Raw genomic sequence first — 20,278 nt, forward strand, 5'->3', positions numbered from 1 at the left:
CAACGGGGCTGAAGCCCGACCTACACGCTCCCGGCAAACCCGCACTGCCGCCAGGCTTCGAACACGGTCACCGCGACCGCATTGGACAGGTTCAGGCTGCGATTGTCGGGGCGCATCGGCAGGCGCACGCGGTGGGCTGGGGGCAACGAATCGAGAACGTCTGCCGGCAGGCCGCGACTCTCCGGGCCGAACAGAAATGCGTCTCCCGCCTTGAAAGTCATCTCAAAGAACGGTTGTGCGCCTTTGGTGGTCAGCGCAAATATGCGTGGGTGGCCGAGGACATTGAGACATTGTTGCAGGTCATCGTGCACTTGCACTGCGGCATATTCGTGGTAGTCCAGTCCGGCGCGGCGCAACTGTCTGTCGTCCAGGTCGAAACCGAGCGGGCGGATCAGGTGCAGATGCGCGCCGGTGTTCGCGCACAGACGGATGACATTGCCCGTGTTGGGCGGAATCTCGGGCTGGAAAAGAATGACATCGAACATGTGAAAAGTCAGGAAAGGTCTTGTCAGATATAGGGAAAACGGCTAACTTCCGCTCCCATCGCTAAGGCGCTCGTGGGCGTCGGTAAAAAATCTTCAGGGGGGATTATGGCGCGTCCGGAAAAAATTCGCCTCGGCGACTTGCTGGTGCAGCAAAAACTCATCTCGCTCGAACAGTTGCAGTTCGTGCTGGAACAACAAAAACGCAGCGGGCGCAAACTGGGGCGCGTGCTGGTCGATAACGGGCTCATCAGCGAAGACCAGATCTCCGAAACGCTGGCCAAGCAGCTCAACATCCCCTACATCAATCTCAAGTATTACAACCCCAACCTCGAGATCGTGCGCCGCCTGCCGGAAAACCAGGCGCGCCGTTTCCGCGCACTGGCGCTGGAAGACCGCAACGGCGCCATCCTGATCGGCATGACCGACCCGACCGACCTGTTCGCCTTCGATGAAATTTCGCGCATCCTCAAGCGCGACATCGACGTGGCGGTGGTCACCGAAGGGCAGTTGCTGGAAACCATCGACCGCGTCTATCGCCGCACCGACGAGATCAGCGGGCTGGCGCGCGAGGTTTCGGAAGACCTGGGCGAAGGCTACATCGACTTCGGCGCGCTGACCGACACGGTGGGCACCGAAGAGGCGCCGGTGGTCAAGCTGTTGCAGACCATGTTCGAGGATGCGGTGCAAATCGGCGCCTCCGACGTGCATATCGAGCCGCAGGAAACCCGGTTGCATATCCGCTTTCGCATCGACGGTGCCCTGCACCTGCAAACCGAAGCGGACAGCAAGATCGCCAGCGCCATCGCCCTGCGCCTCAAGCTGATGTCAGGCCTCGACATCTCGGAAAAACGCCTGCCGCAGGACGGTCGTTTCAATATCCGCGTGCGCGAACAGGCGATCGACGTGCGTATCTCCACCATGCCCACGCAGTACGGCGAGTCGGTGGTGATGCGCTTGCTCAACCAGAGCGGCAGCTTTCTTACCCTGGACAAGCTCGGCATGCCGCCGGACATGCTCAAGCGTTTCCGCGAGATCATTCAGCGCAGCAACGGCATGGTGCTGGTCACCGGCCCCACCGGTTCGGGCAAGACCACGACCCTGTACGCCGGCCTGTCCGAGATCAACACCATCGACCAGAAAATCATCACCGTGGAAGACCCGGTGGAATACCGCCTGCCCGGCATCAACCAGGTGCAGGTCAACGAAAAGATCGAATTGAGTTTCTCCACGGTGTTGCGCGCCGCCTTGCGCCAAGACCCGGACGTGATCCTGGTGGGCGAAATGCGCGATGCCGAAACGGCGCAGATCGGCATGCGCGCGGCGATGACCGGCCACCTGGTGTTCTCCACCCTGCACACCCGCGATTCCGCCGGCACCCTGTTCCGCCTGGTCGATATGGGGGCGCCCAAATACATGGTGGCCTCTTCGGTGCAGGTCGTGCTGGCGCAGCGCCTGTTGCGCCGCGTGTGCGAAAGCTGCCGCGAACCCCATCAGCCGACGCCGCAGGAAACCGAATGGCTGGAAGCGGAGGGCGTGACGCGCGGCGAGTGGGGCGAGCTGGTGCACGGCCGCGGCTGCTCGCACTGCAACGGCACCGGTTACCACGGCCGCATGGGTGTCTATGAGATGCTGGAGATGACCCAGGACCTGGTGGATGCCGCCGTGCACGAGGGCAACACCCAATTCATCCAGACCGCCCGCGCTTACTTGAAGGGGCGCACGCTGCTCGACGCAGCGCTGGCCGAAATGAAACAAGGCCACACCAGCATTGCCGAAGTGATGCGCATCAGCAACCAGGTTGAGGATTAAGCGTGCCGGTTTTCAACTACAAGGGCAGAAGCAACCGCGGCGGCGAGCTGGTGCAGGGCACCCTGGAAGGGGCCGACAGCGGCGTCATCGCCGACCATTTGCTGAACACCGGCATCACCCCGACCGAGATCCGGATTTCGCGCAACAGCAGCACGACCAAGGCGCAGGGGCAGACCCTGTGGCAGCGCCTGTCGCAGAAACAGACCGTCGATCCGCTGGAACTGATGCTGTTCTCGCGCCAGATGTACACCCTGCTCAAGGCGGGCGTGCCCATCATGCGCGCGCTGGCCGGACTGCAGGAATCTTCGCAGAACCCGACCTTCAGCGCCATGCTGCAAGACCTGCGCGAAAGCCTGGACAGCGGGCGCGAGCTTTCCACCGCGATGCGCCGCCATCCCAAGATTTTTTCGCCGTTCTATTTGAGCATGGTGCAGGTCGGCGAAATGACCGGCATGCTGGACCAGACCTTTCTGCGCCTGTACGAACATCTGGAATTCGAGAAGGACATGCGCGAGCGCATCAAGTCCGCCGTGCGCTACCCGATGTTCGTCGTCGTCGCCATGGCCATCGCGCTGGTCATCGTCAACATCTTCGTCATCCCGGCCTTTGCCAAGGTGTTCGAGGGTTTTCATACCGAACTGCCGCTGATGACCAAAATCCTGATGGGATTCTCCAACTTCATGGTCGCGTCCTGGCCGTTGCTGCTGGCCGGACTGATTGGCGCGGTGGTCGCCTTCCGCGCCTGGATCAACACGGTGGACGGGCGCTACAAGTGGGATCGCTACAAGCTGCAACTGCCCATCGCCGGCAAGATCATCATGAAAGGCACGCTGGCCCGCTTCGCGCGCAGCCTGGCGCTGTCGTTCAAGAGCGGCATCCCCATCGTGCAGGCGCTCAATACCGTGGGCATGGTGGTGGACAACGAATACATGCGCAGCAAGATCGAGCAGATGCGCGACGGCGTCGAGCGCGGCGAATCCATCCTGCGCACCGCCCATGCCACCGGCGTGTTCAACCCGACCGTGATGCAGATGATTGCGGTGGGCGAAGAGACCGGTGACCTGGACGGCCTGATGTTCGAAGTCGCGGGCATGTACGAGCGCGAAGTCGAATACGAGATCAAGACCCTCTCCGCGCAGATCGAACCCATCATGATCGTCGCCCTCGGCGCGCTGGTGCTGGTGCTGGCGCTCGGCATCTTCCTGCCGATGTGGGACTTGGGCAAAGCGGCGTTGCACAGATGACAAATCTAAACGTGGGTCGGACTTCAGTCCGACGAAGCGGCAGATCATCTGCCAATCCCGTCGGGTTGCACCCGCAAGGGGTAGGCCGTGGCTGTAAGGGGCTAAAGCCCCAACAGCACACGCTCAAACCCGACCCACAGGGCTTCACCCTGATCGAGTTCATCGTGGTCATCATCATCATCGTGGTGCTGGCGGGCTTGTTCCTGATGCGCGTCCCGCTGGTGCAGGAGCAGGCGGAAAAGGCCGCCATGCAGCAGGTGGAAGGGGCGCTGCAAAGCGCGCTGGTGTTGCGTTACGGTGCCTTGCAGACGCGCGCCGCCGCCACCGAGCAGAATCTTTCCGTGCTGGCGACCGACAATCCCATGACCTGGCTGCAAAAACTGCCGCCCAACTACAAGGGCGAATACTACGATCCCAGCCCGCGCACGGTCGCGCCCGGCAACTGGATGTTCGACCTCAAGTCGCGCGACCTGATCTATGTGCTGAATCAGGCCGACCATTTCATCCCCGGACGGGATGGCAATAAATGGATCCGGTTCCACGTGCGGCTCGGCTACGATGCCGCGCTCGGCCGGCCCGAATCGGGCAAGGAGCTGGTCAGCACCCTGTTCGAACCCACCGAACCTTACCGCTGGCTGGATTGATCCCGTGCACCCGCTCATCCAGGACTGGCTGCTGCAATCCGCGCTTATCTTTCTGGCGCTGGGCGGCGTGGCCGGCATCCTGGTCGGGGCATTGCTGGTGTTCCGGCCCGGCGCTTTCAACGCATTGAGCGCGCCGCTCAACCGCTGGGTCTCGACCCGCACCCTGGACAAAACCCTGGAAAGCAATTTTTCACTCGACCCCTGGTTGTATCGCCACCGGCACTGGACGGGTGCGGCGATCCTGCTCGGCGCTCTGTTCGTGCTGTATTTCTTCAGCGTAAAACTGGACCGGACGGAGACCCTCGCGGGGTTGGCGCGGCACTACCATTACTATCCCTCCATGCTCGCCGGTTTGCTGGATGCGCTGGTGTTGAGCGCCTTGCTGGGCGCGCTGTGCGCCGCATTCGTCGCGCTGTGCTTGCTGTTCCGCCCCAGTCTGCTGCGCGGGTTTGAAGCGAGCGCCAATCAGTGGCTGTCCCTGCGGCGCGCGCTCAAACCGCTGGAAATCCCGCGCGACACCCTGGATCGCTATGTCGAACGCCATGCGCGCCAGGCCGGACTTTTCCTGTTGCTGGGCGGGCTGTACACCCTGGTGCTCCTGGCCTACTCGCTCGCGCGCGGCGCCTGAGCGGCCAGACCGTTCGTCGCAAACGGGCGACCGCCGGATCCGTTTCGCGCAATAAAAGCTTGCCACCGTTGAGTTTTCTGCACTACATTAGCGCCCGCTGGTGGAACGCTTGGCTGCGGCCGGGACAGAAACCGGCGTTTTGGAAAACTAACGGGGCCGCGGCCCCATCGACTCTAGGAGAGTGAAATGAAGAAACAACAAGGTTTTACATTGATCGAACTGATCGTGGTGATCGTGATTCTGGGGATTTTGGCAGCGACTGCTTTGCCGAGGTTTGTTGACTTGTCCACTGATGCCAGGACTGCCGCACTGAATGGCGTGGTGGGCGGCATTACAGCAGCGGATGCAATGAATAGCGCTTTGTCTCAAATAGCAGGTAAGGGAGTTACTACAACTGGCCTGACTTGTACGACTGGCATTGCAGCTATCATGGAAGGCGGTCAGTTCCCATCTGGATTTACAACTACTGCTGTAGCGTTGGCTGCTGGCCCTAATACCTGTCTCCTTACTCAAACAAATGGTGGCGCTACTCAAAATGTAGTGGTTCATGGTGTAACAGCTCTGTAGGTAAATGGGGTCAGACTCGAATTAAATCTGGCCACTCCTTGCCCTCAGCCCATCGAGGGGTGGCACAGGCAATGCAACAAGGGAGGCTTCGGCCTCCCTTGTTCTTTGTTGGGCAGGGAGGCGTTTTGCTATACTGCCGAGCCGTTGCCAAAGTGCATACCTTCCGGGGTTTAACAGACATGCGTTTAAGCACCGAACAAATTGCCGCCATCAAGCAGGAGACCGAACATTTTTTCGGTGCCCAGGCCGAAGTGTGGCTGTTCGGTTCGCGGGTGGACGATGCCGCAAAAGGCGGTGATGTGGATTTGTATGTGAGGTCCGGTATGCGCGATGCCGATCAGTTGGTGCGGGCGCGCTTTGCTTTTCTGGCGCAGCTCAAGCGCCGTATCGGGGATGGCAAGATCGATCTGGTGTTGCAGCGTGAGGGTGGAGAAGTGTTGCCGATCTATGAAATAGCCAAACAGCACGGGGTGAGATTGTGATCCCCAGTCTATTTTCTTTGGTACTGGCGCAATGCGAGACGCATGAGCGACGCATGTTGTGGGCGAAGCGCTCGCTTCAAGCCGTTTTGCCGCTGAACGCTGAGCGGTTGCGCGGGTTGGACGACGACCAAGTGGCGATCCTCGATCAGTTTGTCGGCCGTTTCGCCAAGCTGCAGGATGCAATGGGTTCGAAGCTGTTGCCGATGGTGCTGGAGTTGACCAAGGAGCAAGGCGATCTGGAGGCTTATCTGGACAAGCTGAATCGGTTGGAAAAGATTGGCGCTTTGCCTTCGGTGGACGAATGGCTGGAGTTGCGTGAAATGCGCAATGCTTTTGCGCACGATTACCCGGAGGATAGCGAACTGCAAGCGGCGATTCTGAACCGGGCGCTTTCAGCAGCAGACAGGCTGGTTGAGATATTGAGGCACGTTAAACAATTCGCGGCGCGTTATGACCCCACAAAATAATCCATCGGGCGAAGAGTTTGTCGCAGGAGCCAGCTTGCTGGCGCAATCTCATCGCCAGCAAGCGGGCTCCTGCGATATCGAGCGGCTTAATAAAACCCGCGGCTTCACCCTGGTGGAGCTGATCACCGTGATGGTCATCGTCGGCATTCTGGCGGTGGCGGTTTTGCCGCGCTTTTTCACCGTCAGCGAGTTCGAGGACAGGGGTAGCGCCGACCAGGTGAAATCCCTGTTGCGTTTCGCGCAGAAGACAGCAATCGCGCAACATACCCCCGTCACCGTGACGTTGGCGCAGGGTGCCAATCCGAATTGCACTACGACGCTGACGGGAACAAATCTCACTTGCACCGTGAAATCGGCGCTGACCGGCGCGGGAAATTACACCTTCAATGCGTTGGGGCAACTGACGACTCCAGCGACACCGGCAACCGTTACCATCAATGGCACAACTACGATCACTATTGAAGCCGAGACGGGCTATGTGCATTAAGTCGGGGCATCTTGCATGACCATGTTCGACCTGCTCAAGCTGCTGGCGAAAGCGGAAGTGGATTTCGTGCTGGTGGGGGGGCTGGCGGTGGCCTTGCAGGGGTATCAGCGGGTCACGCTGGATGTGGACGTGGTGCTGGCGATGGATGAGGCGAATCTGCAACGATTTATCGCGGCTGCCAAGAGCGCCGGGATGCGCCCTGGAATCCCTGTCCCGCTGGAGTCACTGGCACAGCCCGAGTTGATCGAGCAGTGGCATCGGGAGAAGGGAATGCTGGCGTTCAGTCTGCGTACCAGCGAGGCCAGGGCTTTGACGCTGGATGTGCTGGTCAAGCCGGCGGTGCCTTTTGCCCAATTGCGGCGGGATGCTACGATGGTGAAGGTGGGTTCGCTCGATGTTCCGGTGGCCTCCATTGCGCACCTGATCGAGATGAAGTCGGGCACGGGGCGCAGCAAGGATTTGATTGATATTGAAGAGTTGAGGAAGATTCAGGCGCAACAATGAGAACAGCCGAACAAAATTTCCAACTGCTACAAGAGATCGAGGCGGGGCGCGAATTTCTTTTGATGGCCTGCGCGCAGAACCCGGAATTGCTCAAGCGCGCCGAGCCGCGTGTTCGAGAGATGTTCAAGCAAGATCGAGGCGAGCGCGTGGCACAAAATGGCAAGCAGCGCGGCATCAGCCTGATCGAGCCAATCGTGAAAGTGAAGCCATGACGAATGAGATCATCGCCATTGAGTCAGTCGCGCAGCGTATTTTGGTATTGCGCGGGAAAAAGGTGATGGTCGATGCCGACTTGGCGGAGCTGTATGGCGTGCCGACCAAAGCATTGAATCAGGCAGTGCATCGGAATCTGGAACGATTCCCTGCGGTTTTATGTTTCAGCTTACACAAGAAGAAAAAATCGAGGTGGTCACAAATTGTGACCACCTCGCCAAGCTCAAATTTTCACGGACTTTGCCTTATGCCTTCACGGAACATGGCGCGTTGATGTTGGGCAATGTGCTGAAATCAGACCGTGCTGTGGAAGTTAGCTTGTTGGTGGTGCGCACCTTCGTGCAACTGCGCGAGAGGCTCTCCACGAACAAAGAGTTGGCAGCGAAGCTATTGGAATTGGGGCGTAAAGTATCCGGCCACGATCAAGCAATCATTGGGTTGATGAACGGAATTCGCGAATTGATGAAGCAGCCTGTGGGCAAGAGCCGCCCGATTGGCTTTACCGCAAAAATAAAAGGGAGCAAGGCATGAGTGGCAAATTGCCATCAGCGGCAGAGGTGAAGCGTCTCGTTCAGCACGGCATCAGCCTGATCGAGCTGATCATCTTCATCGTCATCATCAGCATCGCCCTGACCGGCATCCTGCTGGTGATGAACCAGGTGACGGCGCACAGCGCCGATCCGTTGCTGCACAAGCAGGCGATGGCGGTGGCGGAATCGCTGCTGGAAGAAATCGAGTTGCAGGATTTTATTGCGGCGTCAGGCGTGACCAATGCGGTGACACAGGCGAACCGTGCTTCCGAATATCACGTCGTCAGTGATTACAATGGATTTCCCAACGGCGGGCCTGCGACAGGGATTTACGATTTAAGTGGCGCGGCTATTTCGGGCTTGGCCAACTATAGTGCCAGCGTGGCCATCGTGCCGGAAGCGTTGGGCGGTATCGCGGCGGGCAGCGCCGTGCGCATCACCGTGACCGTGACCGATCCGCAGGGAACGGCCATTGCGATCGACGGGTACAGGACGAAATACTGATGAGAAAGAACAAAAATGGAAATGTGGGTCGGGCTTCAGCCCGACATGTCGGGCTGAAGCCCGACCCACAAAAATCCAGAGGCTTCACCCTGGTCGAAATGATCGTCGTCATCGTCATCACCGGCATCATCGCCGGCATCGTGGCGATCTTCATCAAGGCGCCGGTGCAAGGCTATGTGGATAGCGCGCGCCGCGCCGAGCTCACCGACATCGCGGATACGGCCTTGCGCCGCATGGCGCGCGACGTGCGCACGGCGGTACCGAACAGCGTGCGACCTCAAGGTCAAAATTTGACTTATATCGAGTTTCTGCCGACCAAGGATGGCGGTCGCTACCGCGCAGATAGCGGGGGCAACAATAATGTCTTGATTTTCGGTGCTGGAGGAACTACCAAATTCGACATCGTTGGCACTGGGATTCCAATTGTTGCCAACACCGATTACATCGTTGTCGGTAGTACACAGTCCGACGGCGTGCCGCCGTATGACGAAACGGTAGCGGGCATTCTGCGCAAAGTTACACAAATGACCAATGGCAATGCGACGATTACTTTTGCCGCACCTGTATTGCCGGTATGGGCGGAGTTGCCGTCGCAACGCTTCGATGTGGTGGATGGAGCGCAACAGGCGGTGACATATGCGTGCGAAAACCTGGGGACGGTCGGCGGTAATGGAACCGGGCTGCTTGTGCGTTATTGGAACTATGGTTTTACCCATACTTTGGGCGTTACCAAGGCTACCCTCGCCGACAAGGTGAGCGATTGCACCATCGATTATGCCGTTGCCAACCAGCGCTTCGGCTTGGTGGCAGTGCGCCTTACGCTGACCAGCAGCAACGAAAGCGTCAGCCTGTACAACGAAATTCATGTAAACAACGCGCCATGAAAAAACTTCAACACGGTTTCAGCATCATCACCGCCATCTTTCTGCTGGTGGTGTTGTCTTTCCTCGGCATCGCGATGGTGTCGTTCTCCACTTCGCAACACCAAAGCTCGGCGATGGACGTGATGGGTTCGCGCGCCTACCAGGCGGCGCGGGCCGGTATCGAATGGGCGGCCTATTACGTGACCCAGATGAGTCCGGGCATCCAGTGGCAAGGATGTGTATTGAATAAAACTTTGGACCCTTTGGGCGGCACGCTGTCTCCATTCACTGTCACGGTGAATTGCGTGCCTTCTTCATATCCCGAAGGTGCATCCACCATCTGGATATACAACGTGACCGCCACGGCGCAAACGGCGGGCGCACCGGGCGATCCCGGTTTCGTGCAGCGGGTGATCAGCGTGAAGATGGGCAAGTAAACTGTCCCGGCCTATTGCGGGCAAAGTAAAGGGTTGGGTTGGCGATGAAACCCGCGCGTTTGATGATTCCTGGTTTTGTGTTGTTTGGCCGCGTTCAATTGGCCCGGGCTGCACCGCGCACCTGCTAACTTGATTGAGTGTTGTTCGATGCGGCAATGAGCCCTGTCATGCGTTGATTGCGGCATCATTCGATGTTACAAAGTGCGCGTCATTACTGGAGATAATGCTCATGCGTACCACACTTGCACTTGATGACGATTTGATTGAGAAAGCTCAAGCGTTTACCGGCCCAATGGAAAAGACCGCCTTGGTTCGTGAAGCGCTTAAGGCATTGATCCAGCGCGAGAGCGCCAAACGGCTGGCATTGCTTGGCGGCTCGGAGCCTTTGCTTGATATGTTCCACGGCGCCAGTCTGAACCGGCATGATTCTGGTGGATACGTCGGTCTGGATAGACCATCTGCGGCACGGTGATGCGGAATTGACGAGACTTCTGAACACAGGACAGGTGATATCGAAGGGAGCGGAAAATGAATGGTGTTCTGGCTTGTGGAAAACAGTTTATCCCCGATTTTTCGATTTTTTTCAACAACACACGCTACGCCAGAATGGCAGTATTGCCGCCGCAATCTTTGTTGTAGACTAACCGCCGTTAGTTTATCGAGAGGTCGCCATGCTTACAGTCAATATCCATGATGCCAAAACCCAACTATCCCGCTTGGTCGAGCAGGCTGCGCAGGGGGAGGCGTTCATCATTGCCAAGGCGGGCAAGCCCATGGTCAAAGTGATCCCGTTGGGTAAAACAGAAACGGGAACCGTCAGCCGATTGGGCTTCATGGCAGGGGAGTTCTCCGTCCCGGATGATTTCGATCAGATGAGTGACGACGGGATCGCGGGCATGTTTGAAGGCAAAGCCGCTTGAACCTGCTGCTCGACACGCACCTGTTGCTGTGGGCAGCCAGTGAGCCGGAGCGGCTCTCGGCAAAAGCCCGCGCCTTGCTGCTCGATCCCGCCAATCAACTCATGTTCAGTGCGGCAAGCCTGTGGGAAGTGGCCATCAAAAACAGTCTTGATCGTCCAGACTTCAAAGTTGATCCGCGTCGTTTGTGGCGCATGCTGCTGGTCAGCGGATACCGCGAACTGCCTGTCACCAGCGAGCACACCGTCGCCGTGAACGATCTGCCGCAACTGCATAAAGACCCTTTCGACCGCATCCTTGTCGCGCAAGCGCGCGTGGAAAGTTTGTTGCTGCTGACAGTAGATAAGGCGGTGGCGAAGTACGGTGAAGGAGTGCGGAAGGTATGAATACCAGAAACCGTGCCCCCGTTTTTTCTTAACAAGCTAATGTAGTGTTGCACGCTATCTGGAACTTATGCCAAGGTGCGGGAAGCCCTTGTGGGTCGGGTTTTAACCCGACATGTCGGACTGAAGTCCGACCCACAAAGGTTCGCAATAAGTATCGTTAAGAGTGCAGCACTACACTAACGAAGGAGATTGAATATGCTGCAAACCATCGAAGTCGAAATTGATCCTAGTGGACACATACATCCGCTCGAGCCACTCACTTTTATTCCTGCCGGGCGTGCCTACTTAACGCTGTTGCCAGCCCCGAATAAGGGTTTACGCACTTCAATCGCTGGGGACGGTAGCGCGGCAAAAGCGCTGGAGCTGCTTGCTTCCCCGCGCTTTGCACAGCGCCCTGCTGCGCTTTCTGATGAAGTGCAACAGCGCATTAGCGAGCTACGCAACGATTGGGGTAATCGCTAATGCGGCGTGTTTATCTTGATGCTTGCGTCGTTATTTATCTGATGGAAAACGTCGCACCCTTTAGTGAAAAAGTGCGGCGCTTTTTGTCTCAGAACGGAGATGCAGTTCTGTGCGTTTCGCCCTTGGTGCGTATGGAAGTCCTGATCAAGCCATTGCGGGAATCGTCCGATATATTGGCGGCAGATTACGAGGAGTTTCTTGCTGCTCAAAATTGGCTTCGCATCGACGACAGCACCTTTGAGCGGGCTTTACAGCTACGCACACGGCACGGACTTAAAACTCCGGACGCATTGCACTTGCTACAGCTCAACAGCATGGCTGCGATGAATTTTGGGCCAACGATGATCGCCTCAATAAGGTGGCGGGAAAAATGGCGATCAATGTGCTTTCTCAGACGGTGCCATGACAAATGGATAGGTGCGCAATGGCCTGGGTCGACCCGCCTGATGGCTGCATGAGCGCCGTCCCGCCGGCACCGAAGAAACGCCCCATTGGCTTTACCGCTGATATCGAAGGGGACGGAAAATGAAGAATCAATGGGTGACCCCATTGATACTTTACGTGCAGCGGGTGATCAGCGTGAAGCTGGGCAAGTAATGTGACAACAAAATTGACCAGGTAATGCGCAAGAGAGTTGGGTAAATGCAGTTGAGCAGTTAGAATCCGCCCCGTTTTTATTAGATGCCGGGTGGAAATGTGGGTGGCGAGGCTTTTGGTTACTCGGATGTTGTGCAATTTGATGGAGCGCGTGATGTTAAAGAAAATAAGCGTAGTTGGGTTGGCGTTAGTGAGTTTGATGATGGCAGGAAGTGCTGCGGCAATCACTTGTACCAGCGTTGCGACAAAACAAACAGACTGGAATAAGTCGGCGGCTTGGACGAATTGCGGTGGCACACAGCCGCCTGCGGGTGCGACGGTGATTATTGCCAATGGCACCAATATCCTCGCCGATGCCAATACGCTGAATGTCGCCAATATCACGGTGAACACCGGCGGTATCCTGGCGATTAAATCGGGCAACACCATCAGCTTTAGTGGCAACCTCACCAACAACGGCACATTTACCGCACCTGCGGGGAGTACCGTTGCACTGACGGGCACTAACCAAACCATCACTGGTAACACGACATTTGCAAACTTAACACTGGCGGCGGGTACGCAATTAACGCTGGCAGGTAACATCACCATTACGGGCACGACTAATTTAACCGCAGGGCAAATCGTATCAACTTGCCCGACCAATTACACGATTACCAATCAGACTACAGGCGTTGTACAAAATAGTTGTGCAACGGGGGGCGGCGGTGGCGGGGCAGCTTGTAATTCACTTTTACCTCCCATGCCTGCTGGGGGCAATGTGGTCGCATCAGGTGGAACAACTGCTGTCGGTGCGGGTACCAATGTGAATGGTGTGGCAGTGACCGGGACGGGTAATTCGATTTTGAATCCAGGCACAACGACCGCTTGGAGTTCGGCAGGTGCCGCATTAACTGCGCCGCCATCGCCTATTCCAACGTCAACGGTTATTACGACGGTTGGTGCTGGTGGATTGGCGGCAGGGTCATATGGTGATGTGCGCGTTACAACCGGTACGCGTGCATTCACGGGGGGCAATTACTTTATCAATGAGCTGTATGTCGCGCCAGGTGCCACGGCACAACTCGCCCCCGGCGATTACTACGTGAATAAACTGACTGTCGGTAACAGTAATACTTCTCCTCCTGGCGGCACTATCACATTGTCGGGAAATGGTTTGGTGTGAATATTTGTCACGACCAATGCGAAGAACGACACCGCTTTATATGGCGGATCATCGGGCATATGGGATGGCAGCAGTGTCAATAATGGTGGCAATCCAGCGAACCTGCAGATCCTTTTGTATTCTGGCGTAACTTATTTCGAGATCGGGAATAACACGCTGCTGACCGGTTTTGTCGTGCAGCCTGTTTACGCTGGTGCTGCAGGCAATAAGGCGATCGATGTCCATCAAGGAACGACAATTACGGGCGGAGTGTTTACGGCAGGATTGTTGAACATCAAGAGCAATGTCACGTTCAATTACACGGCGGCAGTGGCTTCCGCATTGACTGCGATGAGTTCGTGCGCGGGGCCTCACCATTTCGAGATCCAGCATGCCGATGGTCAGGGCGTGACCTGCACCCCTTCCACGCTAACGATTAAAGCCTGTGCGGATAATGCGATTCCCTGCGCGCCTTATACGGCGGGCATTTCCGGCACCTTGAGCGCAGCCGGTACCTCGACGGTGAACTTTGGCGGCGGCAATGCCTTCACGATTCCAGCGGGCAGCAGCACCGTGGCCAAGAACATTCAGGTAACGACGGTGGGCAGCGTGACGCTGGATGCGACCAGCACGCCCGCACCTGTTGCCGCCACGAGTTGCTCGTGGGGCACGTGTACCTTCACGTCGGCAAATTCGGCCTTGCTGGTGTCCGCCCCCAACCATCTGGCAGAAAGCGTTTCCACCCTGACCATCCAGGCCGTGAAAGCCGCTCCCGGCAATCCGCTGGTGTGTGCGCCCGGCATGACGGGCACCAAGACGGTGAACCTGAAATGTGCTTACACCAATCCGGCCAGCGGCACACAGGCAGTGCGCGTGGCTGGCACGGCCTTGAATGCGGCAAACAATGCAACTGCGGCGTGTGGCGCGGGTGGTGCCAACGTCAGCCTGACCTTCGATCCCAGCGGCATCGCCAAGCCCTCGCTGCAATACGCCGATGTCGGCCAGATGACGCTGAATGCGACCTATACCGGCAGTGCCGGCACGGGGGATGCGGGGCTGGTGATGACGGGTAGTGGTTCCTTCATCGCGGCACCTGCCTCATTCGCCTTCAGCGCGATTACGGCGGCACCGATCAAGGCCGGAACAAACTTTAATGCCACCGTCACGGCGAAGAACAATGCGGGCAATGCTACGCCCAACTTTGGCAAGGAGTCAGCGGCGGAAGGTGTCACGCTGTCTTCAAATCTGGTGTCACCGGGAGGAGGAACTAATCCGGCGATAGCCAACAACACCATTTCTGGCGGTACGTTTGTGAATGGCGCGGCAACGGCGAACAACCTGAGCTGGGGAGAGGTTGGCATAATTACCCTGACGGCAAACTTGACCAGTGGCAGCTACTTGGGCTCCGCGCTGACTGCTACGGGAACGAGCGGTAATGTAGGAAGTTTCATTCCGGATCATTTCGATACGGCAGTGGTTGCGACGGCGACCGTACCTATGCCTTGCCCCACCGGGTTGACGTGTCCGACTTTGTACAACGGGTTCATCTATTCCGGCCAGCCGTTCAGCGTGCAGGTTATTGCAAGAAATTTGGCAGGTGGCACAACGACCAATTATCACGGTGCATTTGGCTTATCAAACAATGTGACACTGTCCGTATGGGATGCATTGGGTAGCACGACGACGCAAAATCCGGGCCCCGGTGCGCTGGCGAACAATACGGTTGTTGCCGCCGCATTCAGCGCGGGTGTCGGCACGATGGCTACGCCTACTTATACATTCTCTGCATCGCCTACTGCACCGACCAATATCTTTGTGCGTGCGGTTGACTCAGTGAATACAGTTGTGACTTCGTTGCGAGCGATACCCTCAAGTTCGGTCGAGGGCGGCGTCAAGGTTGTGAGCGGGCGCGTGAAGATCGGCAATGCACATGGCTCCGAGTTGCTTGACCTGCCGATGAGCGCGACGGTGCAGTACCACGACGGCACAAACTGGCTGACCAGCCTTACCGACAGCGTAACCAGCCTGACACTCGGCCTGTCCAATTACCAGTGCAAAACCGGCTGTGCATGGACGACCACGCCGACACCGGCAAGTGGCCAGACTATCGCGGGTATTCTGTCGTTCAAGCTGTCGAAGCCGACCGGCGGCGGAACGGGCAGCGTGGATGTGAGCATCACTGCCCCGAATTATCTGCTGGCGGGCAGTAACGGCGCGGCTGTCAATCCCAGCAAGGCCGCGCGCGCCACCTTCGGCGTATACAAGGGCAACAACGAATTCATCTACCTGCGCGAAGTGTATTGAACGCACCGGTCAGTTTTGTGGGTCGGACTGTTATCGCAGCTCGCCACCTAAATTCACTTACAAAAGTTGCACTTCAGAATTGAATCCGCCCCTGAAAACGCCCAAAACAGGACACGCAAGGCCAAAAGAGTCATTGACAGCAATGGGTTAGTCCTTTACCTTCACGCGAATTATGGAACTGCCACAGTTTTTATCTTTATTTCGACGAGGCAGCCGCGAAGCCGGCTGGACGTCGCTTGTCCTTTCCGGCAAAGGGGTATATGTCGCCCAGGCGAAATATGTCGGCGTGCGCCCGCAAGTGACGCGCTGTGCGTTCTATCCTGCGACCGAGGTGAATTCCGCTGCATTGGAGAGAATACGCAAGGAAGCGCAGCTCGAAAATGCGCGCTTTACCACGTTGCTGGGCGCGAACGAATACCAACTGCTGATGGTGGAGGCGCCGAATGTGCCGGTGGATGAGTTGAAGACGGCGATCCGCTGGAAGATCAAGGATTCGCTCAATTACCACGTGGATGATGCGACCATCGATGTATTGCAGATTCCGGCCGGCAAGTACGGCAGCGAGCGCCCGCAGTCCCTGTATGCCGTGGCGGCCTCGAATGAAACCATCCGCAAGCGCATCTCCCTGCTCGAGAAGGCCAGGATCGATTTGAGCGTGATCGATATTCCGGAGACCGCGCAACGCAATGTCGCCGCGCTGTATGAAACCGAAGGGCGGGGCCTGGCCTTGTTGGCCTTTAACGATGAAGGCGGCTTGCTGACCATCACCAGCGGCGGCGAATTGCTCCTCGCGCGGCGCATCGATATTTCGATCGGGCAATTGTCGGATGCCGACGAAACACTGCGCCAGCAGTATCGTGACCGCGTCGAACTCGAAGTGCAGCGGTCGCTGGATTATTTCGATCGCCAGTTCCACCAGATTTCGATCAATCGCCTGCTGGTTTCCGCTCCCCGCGAACTGGGGCTGGTCGAGCTGCTCGGCGACAATCCGGGATTGCCCGCCGAGGCGCTCGATCTGGCACAGGGCATGGATATCATCGGAGTGCCGGAACTGGACGACAGCGAGTACGCGAGCGACGCCTTGCATGCGATAGGGGCGGTGCTGCGGCAGGAGAAGAAGACGCTATGAGCCAGCAGATCAATCTGTTCAACCCGATCTTCCTCAAGCAGAAGAAATATTTCTCTGCCGTGACGATGTTGCAGGCTTTGGGCCTGATCGTGCTCGGCTCGCTGCTGTTCTACGGCTACGCCTGGTATCAGGTGCGGGAGTTGGCCAGGCAAACAACGGAGATGACCAAGCGCTACGAGTCGGAGCAAAAACGCCTGGTCAATTACGCCAACGAATTTTCGCCACAACGCGCGCAACAGGAACTCAACGCCGAATTGAGCAGCCTCGAAGCCCAGGCGCAAGTGCAGGAAGCGATTCTGCAAACCCTGAAGAGCGGCGCAATCGGCAATACGCAAGGCTATTCGGAATATCTGATCGCCTTCGCGCGCCAATCGTTGCGGGGCTTGTGGCTGACCGGTTTCAATATCAACGGGGATGGCGCGCAAATCAGTTTGCAGGGCGCGGTGACCAACCCGCAATTGCTGCCGACCTACATCCAGCGCATGGGGCGCGAGGCGGTGATGCGCGGCAAGACTTTCGAGAGCCTGCAAATGAAACAGCCGCTGGTGGACGGCAAGGCCGTGACTTCCTACGTTGAATTCAGCCTGCATTCGGTGGTGGGCGCGGGGACGGCGAAATGATGCGCGAACGCTGGGAACAGCTGGTGGGCAAGGTCGAAGCGATGTCGCTGCGCGAGCGTGCGCTGATTTTTGCCGCCGCCGCGTTCGTTTTGATTTCGCTGATCAATGCCTTGTTCCTTGATCCCTTGCTGGTGCAGCAAAAGCGCCTGTCGTCCCAAGTGGTGCAGCAGCAGGAAAAAATGAAGGAACTGCAGGCGCAGTTGGTCGCGCTGTTGCAAGCCAAGCAGAGCGACAAGGACGCGCCGCAGCGCGCGCGCATCGCGCAGTTGCGCGAACAGCTTTCCCAGGGCGATGCCTATCTGAAAGAGACCCAGGACAAGCTGGTGCCGCCGGAGAAAATGGCCGTTCTGCTGGAACAGGTCTTAAGCCGGAATGCGCGCCTGCAATTGCTGGCGCTGGAAACGCTGCCGGCTTCCCTGTTCATCGAGCCGGAGGGGGATGCGGCACAGCATGCGGCCGCGGCGGAAAAACAGATCTTCAAACACGGCGTGCAGATCACGGTGCGCGGCAGTTATGCCGATCTGTTGCAGTATTTGCGCGCCCTCGAAAACCTGCCGACCCAGATGTTCTGGGGCATGGCGAATATGCAGGTGGCGAAGTACCCCAACGCGGAATTGACGCTGACGCTTTATACCTTGAGTCTGGATAAACAATGGCTGCAGATTTGAGAAGGCTGGTATTCCTGCTGGGGGCGCTATGCAGTGCCGGCGCGGTCGCGGAAGACTTGCCCGATCCGACCCGGCCGGCCGTCGAGCTGATGCCAAGCCTGGAAAATGGCGCCGCCGTAACGCCGCCGCCGGCGCCGGCAGGATTGCAATCGGTGATCCTTTCCGGCAAACGCGAGGCGGCGATCATCAACGGCACGGAAGTCGAAGTCGGACAGAAATACGGCGAGGCCACGCTGACCGTGGTGAACGAGACTTGCGTGGTGCTGATGGGAGCGCAGGGACGTCAGGTGATGCACTTGTACCCGACCGTGCACCTGTCGAAGACGCAACTGGCTTGTACCGGGCGCAATGGTTTGCCGGTGATCCGCAAGGCGGCGCGCAGCGCGGCGAATGACGGGGCCGCGCATGTAGCCAGCGGGGCCAAGGCCCAAAAAACCAACCGCAAAAAAATCAAGCCGGCCACACGGAAAGCCACCAGCTGTGGCTGTGACGAAAGCAAAAATGGGAGTATGAAATGAAACGGATGTTCATCGTGCTGTGTCTGTTCACGATTGGCGGCTGTGCCACGGGCGGGTCGCATTCTTCGGTGAAGAGCCAGATCGATAGCGAACTTGATGCGGCCGTGGCTTCGGCCCAGACCCAGGAGCAGATCAACGAGGCCTTGCTGCCGCCGCTGCCACAAGCAGCACCGGTGGATGCCGCCTCGGCGGAGGCAAAATTCGATCTGGCGGTGAACAACACGCCGGCGCAGCAAGTGTTCATGGCCATCGTGTCCGGCACGCGCTACAGCATGCTGCTGCATCCGGACATCGACGGCAACATCTCGCTTAACCTGAAGGACGTGACGGTGTTCGATGCGCTGGAAGCCATCCGCGAGATGTACGGCTACGAATACAAGGTCGATGGCACGCGCATCTACATCCAGCCGTTGGGTTTGCAGACCCGCATCTTCCAGGTGAACTATCTGACCGGCCAGCGCGAGGGCAAATCCAGCCTGCGCGTCAGCTCGGGTTCGGTGTCGGACTCCCCGCACACTTCGACCGGCGCGAACGGTGTTTCAACCAGCTCGTCCAGCAACACGACCGGGCTGGACAGCAGCAAGGTGAGCACGACCAGCAATGCCGATTTCTGGGAGGAATTGAGCAAGTCGCTGACCGCCATTGTCGGCACGGAAAAAGGGCGCAGCGTGATCATCAGCCCGATGTCCGGGGTGATCGTGGTGCGTGCCACGGCGGACGAGATGAAGGATGTCGCGGCCTATCTCAAGGCCTCGCAACTTTCGATCGAGCGGCAGGTGATCCTGGAAGCCAAGATCGTCGAGGTGCAGTTGAACGAATCGTTCCAGTCCGGAGTGAATTGGGCCGTGTTTGGCCGCGGCCCGAACAGCGGCTTCTCCGTCGGCAATCTCGGTGCGGGCACGGTGCTGCAGAATGCCGGGCCGCTGGCGGCGGGTGCCACCATGGTGGACTTTGCCGCCGCCGCCACCACCTCGCCCAAGTTCGGCTCGAATCCCGGCAGCAATCTGGTGAGCAATGTCGCCGCCGGTCTGTTCGGCATGGCGTTCCAGACCAGCAACTTTGCCGCGCTGCTGAATTTCCTCGAAACGCAGGGCGATGTGCATGTGCTGTCCAGCCCGCGCATCGCCACGCTGAACAACCAGAAGGCGGTACTGAAGGTAGGTACGGACGAATTTTTCGTGACCAACGTGACCAATACCACCACCACCGGCACCTCGACCACCAGTACGCCCTCGGTGACGCTGCAACCGTTCTTCTCCGGCATCGCGCTGGACGTGACGCCGCGCATCGACCAGAACGGCGAGATCATTCTGCATGTGCATCCCTCGGTCAGTCTGGTCAGCACGGTTAACAAGAGCGTGGATGTGGGCGGGGTCGGCGGCACCCTGAACCTGCCGCTCGCTTCCAGCTCGGTATCCGAAACCGACAGCATTGTGCGGGCAAAAGACGGACAGATCGTGGCGATTGGCGGGCTGATGCGCCAGGCGACTTTCGACGACCAGTCCGGCTTGCCAGGCCTGCCCAAGACGATCTTCGGCCAGACCAGCAAAAGCACGCAGAAGCGCGAGCTGGTGATCCTGATCAAGCCGACCATCATCAACAGCGACCAGGACTGGGCGGACGATATCACGCGCAGCCGCGACCGCATCAAAGCGATGACACGCTAACA

28 protein-coding genes are annotated in these 20,278 nt (G+C 58.1%); 27 read left to right on the top strand and 1 reads right to left on the bottom strand.

Annotated features, from left to right (window positions below):
- Positions 1-20: 20 nt before the first annotated feature.
- Positions 21-485: a tRNA (uridine(34)/cytosine(34)/5-carboxymethylaminomethyluridine(34)-2'-O)-methyltransferase TrmL gene (gene trmL, locus ACKTSJ_RS02705; protein WP_407897145.1), complete on the bottom strand. Its 465-nt coding sequence runs from the start codon at positions 483-485 to the stop codon at positions 21-23.
- Positions 486-590: 105 nt separating this feature from the next.
- Between trmL and ACKTSJ_RS02710 the strand changes: the two genes are divergently transcribed.
- The 27 genes from ACKTSJ_RS02710 (at position 591) to ACKTSJ_RS02840 (ending at position 20,276) form a co-directional block, all read left to right on the top strand.
- The gene (locus ACKTSJ_RS02710; RefSeq protein ID WP_407897147.1) at positions 591-2,294 is read left to right on the top strand and encodes a GspE/PulE family protein; all 1,704 of its coding nucleotides are present in this window, start codon (positions 591-593) and stop codon (positions 2,292-2,294) included.
- A 2-nt stretch (positions 2,295-2,296) separates the two neighbouring features.
- A complete protein-coding gene (locus ACKTSJ_RS02715; protein ID WP_407897149.1) occupies positions 2,297-3,538 on the top strand; it encodes a type II secretion system F family protein in 1,242 nt (413 codons plus the stop codon).
- Positions 3,535-4,182, top strand: a complete 648-nt coding sequence (locus ACKTSJ_RS02720) for a prepilin-type N-terminal cleavage/methylation domain-containing protein (RefSeq protein WP_407897151.1) — start codon at positions 3,535-3,537, stop codon at positions 4,180-4,182. The genes ACKTSJ_RS02715 and ACKTSJ_RS02720 overlap by 4 nt, the downstream gene beginning before the upstream one ends.
- A 4-nt stretch (positions 4,183-4,186) precedes the next feature.
- Positions 4,187-4,810: a hypothetical protein gene (locus ACKTSJ_RS02725; protein ID WP_407897152.1), complete on the top strand. Its 624-nt coding sequence runs from the start codon at positions 4,187-4,189 to the stop codon at positions 4,808-4,810.
- Positions 4,811-4,996: 186 nt separating this feature from the next.
- The gene (locus ACKTSJ_RS02730; RefSeq protein ID WP_407897153.1) at positions 4,997-5,377 is read left to right on the top strand and encodes a type II secretion system protein; all 381 of its coding nucleotides are present in this window, start codon (positions 4,997-4,999) and stop codon (positions 5,375-5,377) included.
- A gap of 179 nt (positions 5,378-5,556) precedes the next feature.
- Positions 5,557-5,859 carry a hypothetical protein gene (locus tag ACKTSJ_RS02735; RefSeq protein ID WP_407897155.1) on the top strand — a complete coding sequence of 101 codons (303 nt, stop codon included), beginning with the start codon at positions 5,557-5,559 and terminating at the stop codon, positions 5,857-5,859.
- Positions 5,860-5,912: 53 nt separating this feature from the next.
- Positions 5,913-6,326, top strand: coding sequence for a hypothetical protein (locus tag ACKTSJ_RS02740; RefSeq protein ID WP_407897157.1), 414 nt, complete (start codon positions 5,913-5,915; stop codon positions 6,324-6,326).
- Positions 6,310-6,813 carry a Tfp pilus assembly protein FimT/FimU gene (locus tag ACKTSJ_RS02745; protein ID WP_407897159.1) on the top strand — a complete coding sequence of 168 codons (504 nt, stop codon included), beginning with the start codon at positions 6,310-6,312 and terminating at the stop codon, positions 6,811-6,813. The genes ACKTSJ_RS02740 and ACKTSJ_RS02745 overlap by 17 nt, the downstream gene beginning before the upstream one ends.
- Before the next feature lie 15 nt (positions 6,814-6,828).
- A complete protein-coding gene (locus ACKTSJ_RS02750; protein WP_407897161.1) occupies positions 6,829-7,317 on the top strand; it encodes a hypothetical protein in 489 nt (162 codons plus the stop codon).
- Positions 7,314-7,529 (top strand): hypothetical protein, encoded by a 216-nt coding sequence (locus ACKTSJ_RS02755; protein ID WP_407897163.1) that lies wholly within the window; start codon positions 7,314-7,316, stop codon positions 7,527-7,529. Before ACKTSJ_RS02750 ends, ACKTSJ_RS02755 begins: the two co-directional genes overlap by 4 nt.
- Positions 7,526-7,804: an ORF6N domain-containing protein gene (locus ACKTSJ_RS02760; RefSeq protein ID WP_407897165.1), complete on the top strand. Its 279-nt coding sequence runs from the start codon at positions 7,526-7,528 to the stop codon at positions 7,802-7,804. Before ACKTSJ_RS02755 ends, ACKTSJ_RS02760 begins: the two co-directional genes overlap by 4 nt.
- Positions 7,690-8,061: an ORF6N domain-containing protein gene (locus ACKTSJ_RS02765; RefSeq protein ID WP_407897167.1), complete on the top strand. Its 372-nt coding sequence runs from the start codon at positions 7,690-7,692 to the stop codon at positions 8,059-8,061. The genes ACKTSJ_RS02760 and ACKTSJ_RS02765 overlap by 115 nt, the downstream gene beginning before the upstream one ends.
- Entirely contained in the window at positions 8,058-8,564 is a 507-nt protein-coding gene (locus ACKTSJ_RS02770) for a hypothetical protein (protein ID WP_407897169.1), read from the top strand. The genes ACKTSJ_RS02765 and ACKTSJ_RS02770 overlap by 4 nt, the downstream gene beginning before the upstream one ends.
- Positions 8,564-9,448, top strand: a complete 885-nt coding sequence (locus tag ACKTSJ_RS02775) for a type II secretion system protein J (RefSeq protein ID WP_407897170.1) — start codon at positions 8,564-8,566, stop codon at positions 9,446-9,448. The genes ACKTSJ_RS02770 and ACKTSJ_RS02775 overlap by 1 nt, the downstream gene beginning before the upstream one ends.
- Positions 9,445-9,864, top strand: coding sequence for a hypothetical protein (locus ACKTSJ_RS02780; protein WP_407897172.1), 420 nt, complete (start codon positions 9,445-9,447; stop codon positions 9,862-9,864). The genes ACKTSJ_RS02775 and ACKTSJ_RS02780 overlap by 4 nt, the downstream gene beginning before the upstream one ends.
- Before the next feature lie 229 nt (positions 9,865-10,093).
- Positions 10,094-10,336 (top strand): type II toxin-antitoxin system VapB family antitoxin, encoded by a 243-nt coding sequence (locus ACKTSJ_RS02785; RefSeq protein WP_407897174.1) that lies wholly within the window; start codon positions 10,094-10,096, stop codon positions 10,334-10,336.
- Positions 10,337-10,535: 199 nt separating this feature from the next.
- The gene (locus ACKTSJ_RS02790; protein ID WP_407897176.1) at positions 10,536-10,784 is read left to right on the top strand and encodes a type II toxin-antitoxin system Phd/YefM family antitoxin; all 249 of its coding nucleotides are present in this window, start codon (positions 10,536-10,538) and stop codon (positions 10,782-10,784) included.
- Complete coding sequence (locus tag ACKTSJ_RS02795; RefSeq protein ID WP_407897178.1) at positions 10,781-11,167, top strand: type II toxin-antitoxin system VapC family toxin; 387 nt, start codon at positions 10,781-10,783, stop codon at positions 11,165-11,167. Before ACKTSJ_RS02790 ends, ACKTSJ_RS02795 begins: the two co-directional genes overlap by 4 nt.
- Positions 11,168-11,362: 195 nt before the next feature.
- Positions 11,363-11,629: a hypothetical protein gene (locus tag ACKTSJ_RS02800; RefSeq protein WP_407897180.1), complete on the top strand. Its 267-nt coding sequence runs from the start codon at positions 11,363-11,365 to the stop codon at positions 11,627-11,629.
- On the top strand, positions 11,629-12,087 hold the full coding sequence (locus tag ACKTSJ_RS02805; RefSeq protein WP_407897182.1) for a type II toxin-antitoxin system VapC family toxin: 459 nt from the start codon (positions 11,629-11,631) through the stop codon (positions 12,085-12,087). Before ACKTSJ_RS02800 ends, ACKTSJ_RS02805 begins: the two co-directional genes overlap by 1 nt.
- A 293-nt stretch (positions 12,088-12,380) precedes the next feature.
- Positions 12,381-13,391: a hypothetical protein gene (locus ACKTSJ_RS02810; RefSeq protein ID WP_407897184.1), complete on the top strand. Its 1,011-nt coding sequence runs from the start codon at positions 12,381-12,383 to the stop codon at positions 13,389-13,391.
- 267 nt (positions 13,392-13,658) lie between these two features.
- Positions 13,659-15,674, top strand: a complete 2,016-nt coding sequence (locus tag ACKTSJ_RS02815) for a DUF6701 domain-containing protein (protein WP_407897186.1) — start codon at positions 13,659-13,661, stop codon at positions 15,672-15,674.
- A 172-nt stretch (positions 15,675-15,846) separates the two neighbouring features.
- Positions 15,847-16,803 (top strand): agglutinin biogenesis protein MshI, encoded by a 957-nt coding sequence (locus ACKTSJ_RS02820; RefSeq protein WP_407897188.1) that lies wholly within the window; start codon positions 15,847-15,849, stop codon positions 16,801-16,803.
- Positions 16,800-17,423, top strand: a complete 624-nt coding sequence (locus ACKTSJ_RS02825) for a fimbrial assembly protein (RefSeq protein WP_407897190.1) — start codon at positions 16,800-16,802, stop codon at positions 17,421-17,423. The genes ACKTSJ_RS02820 and ACKTSJ_RS02825 overlap by 4 nt, the downstream gene beginning before the upstream one ends.
- A complete protein-coding gene (locus tag ACKTSJ_RS02830; RefSeq protein WP_407897192.1) occupies positions 17,423-18,091 on the top strand; it encodes an agglutinin biogenesis protein in 669 nt (222 codons plus the stop codon). Before ACKTSJ_RS02825 ends, ACKTSJ_RS02830 begins: the two co-directional genes overlap by 1 nt.
- Positions 18,076-18,609, top strand: coding sequence for a hypothetical protein (locus ACKTSJ_RS02835; RefSeq protein WP_407897194.1), 534 nt, complete (start codon positions 18,076-18,078; stop codon positions 18,607-18,609). The genes ACKTSJ_RS02830 and ACKTSJ_RS02835 overlap by 16 nt, the downstream gene beginning before the upstream one ends.
- A complete protein-coding gene (locus tag ACKTSJ_RS02840; RefSeq protein ID WP_407897196.1) occupies positions 18,606-20,276 on the top strand; it encodes a secretin N-terminal domain-containing protein in 1,671 nt (556 codons plus the stop codon). The genes ACKTSJ_RS02835 and ACKTSJ_RS02840 overlap by 4 nt, the downstream gene beginning before the upstream one ends.
- Positions 20,277-20,278 lie beyond the last annotated feature (2 nt).

The organism is Ferrigenium sp. UT5 (assembly GCF_045866295.1).
Classification (GTDB): Bacteria; Pseudomonadota; Gammaproteobacteria; order Burkholderiales; family Gallionellaceae; genus Sideroxyarcus.

What these genes read in the sequence shown, in the direction of transcription:
- trmL (WP_407897145.1), bottom strand. Translation starts at nt 485, where the DNA reads ATGTTCGATGTCATTCTTTTCCAGCCCGAGATTCCGCCCAACACGGGC.
- ACKTSJ_RS02805 (WP_407897182.1), top strand. Translation starts at nt 11,629, where the DNA reads ATGCGGCGTGTTTATCTTGATGCTTGCGTCGTTATTTATCTGATGGAA.
- ACKTSJ_RS02775 (WP_407897170.1), top strand. Translation starts at nt 8,564, where the DNA reads ATGAGAAAGAACAAAAATGGAAATGTGGGTCGGGCTTCAGCCCGACAT.
- ACKTSJ_RS02830 (WP_407897192.1), top strand. Translation starts at nt 17,423, where the DNA reads ATGCGCGAACGCTGGGAACAGCTGGTGGGCAAGGTCGAAGCGATGTCG.
- ACKTSJ_RS02785 (WP_407897174.1), top strand. Translation starts at nt 10,094, where the DNA reads ATGCGTACCACACTTGCACTTGATGACGATTTGATTGAGAAAGCTCAA.
- ACKTSJ_RS02825 (WP_407897190.1), top strand. Translation starts at nt 16,800, where the DNA reads ATGAGCCAGCAGATCAATCTGTTCAACCCGATCTTCCTCAAGCAGAAG.
- ACKTSJ_RS02810 (WP_407897184.1), top strand. Translation starts at nt 12,381, where the DNA reads ATGTTAAAGAAAATAAGCGTAGTTGGGTTGGCGTTAGTGAGTTTGATG.
- ACKTSJ_RS02835 (WP_407897194.1), top strand. Translation starts at nt 18,076, where the DNA reads ATGGCTGCAGATTTGAGAAGGCTGGTATTCCTGCTGGGGGCGCTATGC.
- ACKTSJ_RS02730 (WP_407897153.1), top strand. Translation starts at nt 4,997, where the DNA reads ATGAAGAAACAACAAGGTTTTACATTGATCGAACTGATCGTGGTGATC.
- ACKTSJ_RS02740 (WP_407897157.1), top strand. Translation starts at nt 5,913, where the DNA reads ATGTTGTGGGCGAAGCGCTCGCTTCAAGCCGTTTTGCCGCTGAACGCT.
- ACKTSJ_RS02745 (WP_407897159.1), top strand. Translation starts at nt 6,310, where the DNA reads ATGACCCCACAAAATAATCCATCGGGCGAAGAGTTTGTCGCAGGAGCC.
- ACKTSJ_RS02790 (WP_407897176.1), top strand. Translation starts at nt 10,536, where the DNA reads ATGCTTACAGTCAATATCCATGATGCCAAAACCCAACTATCCCGCTTG.
- ACKTSJ_RS02710 (WP_407897147.1), top strand. Translation starts at nt 591, where the DNA reads ATGGCGCGTCCGGAAAAAATTCGCCTCGGCGACTTGCTGGTGCAGCAA.
- ACKTSJ_RS02820 (WP_407897188.1), top strand. Translation starts at nt 15,847, where the DNA reads ATGGAACTGCCACAGTTTTTATCTTTATTTCGACGAGGCAGCCGCGAA.
- ACKTSJ_RS02780 (WP_407897172.1), top strand. Translation starts at nt 9,445, where the DNA reads ATGAAAAAACTTCAACACGGTTTCAGCATCATCACCGCCATCTTTCTG.
- ACKTSJ_RS02800 (WP_407897180.1), top strand. Translation starts at nt 11,363, where the DNA reads ATGCTGCAAACCATCGAAGTCGAAATTGATCCTAGTGGACACATACAT.
- ACKTSJ_RS02760 (WP_407897165.1), top strand. Translation starts at nt 7,526, where the DNA reads ATGACGAATGAGATCATCGCCATTGAGTCAGTCGCGCAGCGTATTTTG.
- ACKTSJ_RS02750 (WP_407897161.1), top strand. Translation starts at nt 6,829, where the DNA reads ATGACCATGTTCGACCTGCTCAAGCTGCTGGCGAAAGCGGAAGTGGAT.
- ACKTSJ_RS02735 (WP_407897155.1), top strand. Translation starts at nt 5,557, where the DNA reads ATGCGTTTAAGCACCGAACAAATTGCCGCCATCAAGCAGGAGACCGAA.
- ACKTSJ_RS02720 (WP_407897151.1), top strand. Translation starts at nt 3,535, where the DNA reads ATGACAAATCTAAACGTGGGTCGGACTTCAGTCCGACGAAGCGGCAGA.
- ACKTSJ_RS02755 (WP_407897163.1), top strand. Translation starts at nt 7,314, where the DNA reads ATGAGAACAGCCGAACAAAATTTCCAACTGCTACAAGAGATCGAGGCG.
- ACKTSJ_RS02765 (WP_407897167.1), top strand. Translation starts at nt 7,690, where the DNA reads ATGTTTCAGCTTACACAAGAAGAAAAAATCGAGGTGGTCACAAATTGT.
- ACKTSJ_RS02840 (WP_407897196.1), top strand. Translation starts at nt 18,606, where the DNA reads ATGAAACGGATGTTCATCGTGCTGTGTCTGTTCACGATTGGCGGCTGT.
- ACKTSJ_RS02770 (WP_407897169.1), top strand. Translation starts at nt 8,058, where the DNA reads ATGAGTGGCAAATTGCCATCAGCGGCAGAGGTGAAGCGTCTCGTTCAG.